The following is a 4,921-nucleotide window of genomic DNA, read 5'->3' on the forward strand; positions in this document are numbered from 1 at the left end:
TTCGAGAAACGCAGCGCTACCCAAACCGCTCTCCACTAAACCGAAGCAAGTCCAGCCTCGCCCTGCTCAGTTTCGTGGCGAGCGGTTGGCTGTCGGTGAATCCGAACCGCTGGTTCTCCAGTTCCGCTCCCACACCCGAGATGCGGGCCAGATATCAGGGAGAAGCCCCCCTGTCCGGCCGCGACGCGCTGCTGCGCCTCGCGGCCCTGAGCGCGGACCTCGTCGAGATCCGCTTCACCCAGGTGGGTGGCCGTAGCGTCCTCATCGCTGCGGATACGCAGGGCCGACGCCGCGTCGAAGCCGAGGGCGCGCCCCTCTCGACGGCCGCACTCGTCGCGGCAGCCAGCCACATCCTGCCCGACATACGTCTACGGGGAGGCGCCCTGCTGACGGCATACGATGCCTACTGGTATCCGCATCATGACGCACGGGTATTGCCAGTGCTGCGGCTTCGGTTCGCCGATCCCGCCGGCACCTGGGTCCATCTCGACCCGGAGACCGGTGAGTTGCTCAACCGTCTAGACCGCAGCGGCCGGGCGAACCGCTGGCTGTTCGACGGCATTCACCGGCTCGACTTCGCGATCCTGTTCCATAACCGTCCGGCCTGGGACGCGGTTCTGTGGACCCTGAGCGCACTGGCCGCCGTCATCGCGCTCACCGGTGTCGCCATGGGATGGCGACGGTTGAGGCGCTGATCCAACTCGACGATCCGAATTCGTCAGGCTGGTGGCGTGCCGACCAGCGTTGGGCTCGGCGTGGTACGCTCGGGGAAGAAGCGCTGCAGATCGCGCACCTTCGGGGCGTCGTTGGCGGCGATGTACGGGTTGCCCGGATGCAGCGCCATGTAATCCTGGTGATAGGCCTCCGCCGGGTAGAACGTCGCGCCCGGCTCGATGGTGGTGGCCACCGGCCGATCGTAGACATGGGCCGCATCGAGCTGGCCGATATAGGCCCGCGCCACCCGCGCCTGCTCGGCATCGGCCGGGAACAGGGCCGAGCGGTACTGCGTGCCGCTATCCGGCCCCTGCCGGTTCACTTGCGTCGGATCGAGAGCGACGGAAAAGAAGATCGTCAGCAGGCCGTCATACGAGATCACGGTCGGATCGTAGGTGACGCGCACTGCCTCGGCGTGGCCGGTCGCACCCGAACTCACGGCCTTGTAGGTCGCGTGCGCGCGGTCGCCGCCGGCATAGCCCGAGACGGCCTGTTTCACGCCGCGCACATGCTGGAACACCCCCTGCACGCCCCAGAAGCAGCCGCCGGCGAAGGTCGCGGTGCGCAGGGAGCCCTTCTCATTCGCTTGAAGCACGGCGTCCGGCAGACGCTGACCGGCCTCTTCGGCCTGGGCGAAGCTGCTTTTGCCGGCAAGGACCGCGAGCAATCCCAGCCCGGCGACCGCCGACAGGGTGAACAGGCGGGGAGAGAGACGCTGGATCATGGAATGGGTCCTCCGTCGGAATCAGGCGGCCAGAAAGCGCAGGGCGGCGCCGTTCATGCAGTAGCGCTGGCCGGTCGGGCGCGGGCCATCGTCGAAGACGTGTCCGAGATGGCCGCCGCAGCGCCGGCAATGCACCTCGACCCGGCGCATGCCGAGGCTGCTATCGGTGGTCGTGCCCACCGCATCGGGCAGGGTCTCGAAGAAGCTGGGCCAGCCGGTCCCGCTCTCGAACTTCGTGTCCGAGGAAAACAGCGGCAGGTCGCATCCCGCGCAGACGAAGCGGCCCACTCGCTTTTCGCCGTTGAGCGGGCTCGAGCCAGGACGCTCGGTGCCGTGGCCGCGCAGGATCGCATAGGCGGACGGGCTGAGCGCGCCACGCCATTCCGCGTCGCTCCTCATGACCGTGAAGCTCTCCGCCGAAGCCCGACCACCGCTGCGCAATCCTGCGAGCAGGGCGCCGACGGCGATGCCGGCCGAGACGATCTGGCGGCGGTTCATAGCGATACTCCGGTTCCCAATGGTGTCCGAGACTGTCGGTTCGCCCACTGTCTCTCTCGGGTTACGTGGGCCGCTGCAGATTTTTGTCGACGGGTTGTCGCCGAGTCGGAGCGACGGGTGCCCGGCGCACCCGCCTTGCGTGCGCTGACGATGTGACCATCTCATGCCGAGCACAGGAACAGGCAGCCCATGCCGCCGGATCGAGGGTAGACGACGTGAGCATCGGGTTGATCGCACTTCTGGACGATGTCGCCGCGTTGGCACGGGTGGCTGCGGCCTCCCTCGACGATGTGGCCGGCCAGGCTGCCAAAGCCGGTACGAAGGCCCTCGGCATCGTCATCGACGACGCGGCGGTCACGCCACGCTACGTCGTCGGCTTCGCAGCCTCCCGCGAACTGCCCATCGTTTGGCGGATCGCCGTCGGCTCGCTCAAGAACAAGCTCCTGTTCCTGCTGCCGGGGGCGCTCCTCCTCAGCTTCCTCGTACCGTGGGTCATCACGCCCCTGCTGATGCTGGGCGGCGTCTACCTTTGCTACGAGGGCGCCGAGAAGGTGCTTCACGCCCTGGTTCTGCCCAAGGCTCACACGACCGATGCCCATCAGGCAGCGGCGGGCGCCGCACCGCAGGATGCCAAGGCCCAGGATGCCAAGGCCCAGGATGCAAGGGCCCAGGAGGATCAGCGCGTCCGCGGCGCGATCCAAACCGATTTCATCCTCTCGGCCGAGGTCATGGCGCTCACCCTGGCCTCCCTCACCACCACCTCGGTAGTGACTCAGGCCGCGATTCTTGCGGTGGTCGGCATCGGCGTGACGCTGCTGGTCTATGGTTTCGTCGCCCTCATCGTGAAGGCCGACGATGCCGGATTGGCCCTGGCCGGGAACGCGCTGCCGGCCTCGACGCTCCTCGGCCTGCGCGCGCGGCCCCCAGGCACTACGCCGTCCGGCGCGGACAAAGCGCTCAGCGCCGTGACGCAGGCCTTCGGCCGCGCCCTCGTCGTCAGCATGCCATATTTTTTGAGCGTGCTCGCCATCGTCGGGACCGCGGCGATGCTCTGGGTCGGCGGTGGGATCATTCTGCACGGGCTCGAGGAATTCGGCGTGAAGGCGCCCGGCCACCTCGTCCACGCAGCCGCGCTCTGGGCCGCAGGGCTGATTCCGGCGATCGCCGGGGCCACGGAATGGCTCACCACCGCCACGCTCTCCGGCCTGTTCGGGCTGATCTTGGGCGCCGTGGCGATCCCGATCATCCATTCCCTCATCGCGCCGGCCGCGCTTTGGCTGAAGGGGGCGTTCGGGTCGCGGGCCCCCGACGAGACCGGCCGGCCGACGCCGCTGGCCAAGGACACCGCGGCCTGACCGCAGAGTCTCGCAGTGGAGCCGAGCGCCGCCGCGTCCCACCGGTCCCGGACGGAATAAATCGCAAATCCGCGCGTTAGCGAGGCAATGCCCCCCGTCCGGAGCCCGTATGCCAGCACCTGCCATCCGCATCTTCGACGCGCCGCGCTGCCATCTCGGAGAGGGGCCGTGCTACGTGCCGGCAACGGACACCGCCTGGTGGGTCGACATCCTGGAACGACGCCTGTTCGAAGCCCCCTTCGCCGGCGGTGCCGTGCAGGTGCACACTCTGCCGCTCCTGGTCAGTGACGTGTCGGTGATCGATGACGATCGCCATCTGCTCGCGGCCGAGGACGGCCTCTACATCCGCAGCGTCGCCGACGGACGGCTGACGCGGTATTGTAGCCTTGAGGCGGAGGATGCGCGCACGCGCTCGAATGACGGCCGAGTCCATCCCTCGGGGGCCTATTGGATCAGCACGATGGGTCGGGAGGCCGAGGTCGGCCTCGGCACGATCTACCACGTGATGGGAACCCGTGTGACGCAGCTCTATGGCGGCCTCACCATTCCCAACGCCATCGCGTTCTCGCCCGACGGAGCCACCGGTTACTTCGCCTGCACCGAGGATGGACGCCTGAAGCGCGTCGCCCTCGACCCCGTGACCGGAGAGCTATGCGGGATTTTGGGTGACGGAGGCGGTCAGGCGGCGCGGTGATCTGGGCTTGCGATGACCTCGGTCCCGTCGCGGAAGGTGACACCGGCCACGACCTTGGGCAACTGGTTTTCGCCCTTCAGCCGCCGCCAGGTCTTCGCGGCGGCCATGACGAGCTTGAACACCATCAGCTTTGCGGTGATCGGCGAGAGCGCGCCCTTGGTCCGCACCGTCCGGTGCCGCACCGTGGCGAACACGCTCTCGATGGGATTGGTCGTCCGGAGGTGGTCCCAGTGCTCGGCGGGCATGTCGTAGAAGGCCAGCAGCGCCTCCCGGTCCTTGGTCAGGCAGTCGGCGGCGCGGGCGTACTTGGCGCCGTACTTCTCTACGAAGACGGCCATCGCCGCCTCGGCCGCCGCGCGGGTGGGCGCGGCGTGGATCTCGCGCAGATCCGTTTTCATCGCGCCCTGCACGGATTTCGGGACCTTGTTCAGCACGTTGGCGGTCTTGTGGACCCAGCAGCGCTGGTGGCGGGTACCGGGGAAAACCTCGTCGAGCGCGCGCCAGAAGCCCAGCGCCCCATCGCCGACCGCGATCTCCGGTGCGATGGAAAGACCGCGCTTCTTCACGTCGATCAGCAGCTCGCGCCAGCTCTGGGCACTCTCGCGTACCCCCACCTGGAAGCCGACGAGTTCCTTCTTGCCCTCGGGCGTGGCCCCGATCAGCACGAGTATGCATTCAGCCTGGTCCTCCATCCGCGCCTGGAGGTAGATCCCGTCGGCCCAGACGTAGACGTAGCGGCGCGCCGAGAGGTCGCGACCCTGCCAGCGGACGTACTCGTCCGCCCAAGTCGCGGTCAGTCGGGTGACCACCGCGGGCGAGAGGTTCGGGGCATCCTTGCCCAGCAGCGCCGACAGCGCCTCCTGGAAGTCTCCAGTCGACACGCCGCGCAGGTACAGCACCGGCAGCAGCGCATCCAGGCTGCGGGTCCGCCGCGCC

The 4,921-nt window shown here is 68.2% G+C and carries 4 protein-coding genes and 2 pseudogenes; 3 read left to right on the plus strand and 3 right to left on the minus strand.

The window, feature by feature from the left end:
- A pseudogene (locus tag G3T14_RS23035) lies at positions 1–695 on the plus strand (PepSY domain-containing protein); the annotation flags it as partial.
- Between the two features lie 23 nt (positions 696–718).
- Here the strand turns inward: G3T14_RS23035 and msrA are convergent.
- Both msrA and msrB read right to left on the minus strand, forming a co-directional pair.
- Entirely contained in the window at positions 719–1,438 is a 720-nt protein-coding gene (gene msrA, locus G3T14_RS23040) for a peptide-methionine (S)-S-oxide reductase MsrA (protein ID WP_163644834.1), read from the minus strand.
- A gap of 21 nt (positions 1,439–1,459) precedes the next feature.
- Positions 1,460–1,936: a peptide-methionine (R)-S-oxide reductase MsrB gene (gene msrB / locus G3T14_RS23045; protein ID WP_163644835.1), complete on the minus strand. Its 477-nt coding sequence runs from the start codon at positions 1,934–1,936 to the stop codon at positions 1,460–1,462.
- Between the two features lie 215 nt (positions 1,937–2,151).
- Between msrB and G3T14_RS23050 the strand changes: the two genes are divergently transcribed.
- Together G3T14_RS23050 and G3T14_RS23055 are read left to right on the plus strand one after the other, a co-directional pair.
- Positions 2,152–3,291 carry a DUF808 domain-containing protein gene (locus tag G3T14_RS23050; protein ID WP_163644836.1) on the plus strand — a complete coding sequence of 380 codons (1,140 nt, stop codon included), beginning with the start codon at positions 2,152–2,154 and terminating at the stop codon, positions 3,289–3,291.
- A 109-nt stretch (positions 3,292–3,400) separates the two neighbouring features.
- Positions 3,401–3,937: pseudogene (locus G3T14_RS23055) on the plus strand (SMP-30/gluconolactonase/LRE family protein); the annotation flags it as partial.
- Positions 3,938–3,969: 32 nt separating this feature from the next.
- Here the strand turns inward: G3T14_RS23055 and G3T14_RS23060 are convergent.
- The coding region (locus tag G3T14_RS23060; RefSeq protein WP_163644838.1) for an IS256 family transposase at positions 3,970–4,921 on the minus strand (952 nt) is incomplete at its 5' end.

The sequence above is a fragment of the Methylobacterium sp. BTF04 genome (genome assembly GCF_010692745.1).
Lineage (GTDB): Bacteria > Pseudomonadota > Alphaproteobacteria > Rhizobiales > Beijerinckiaceae > Methylobacterium.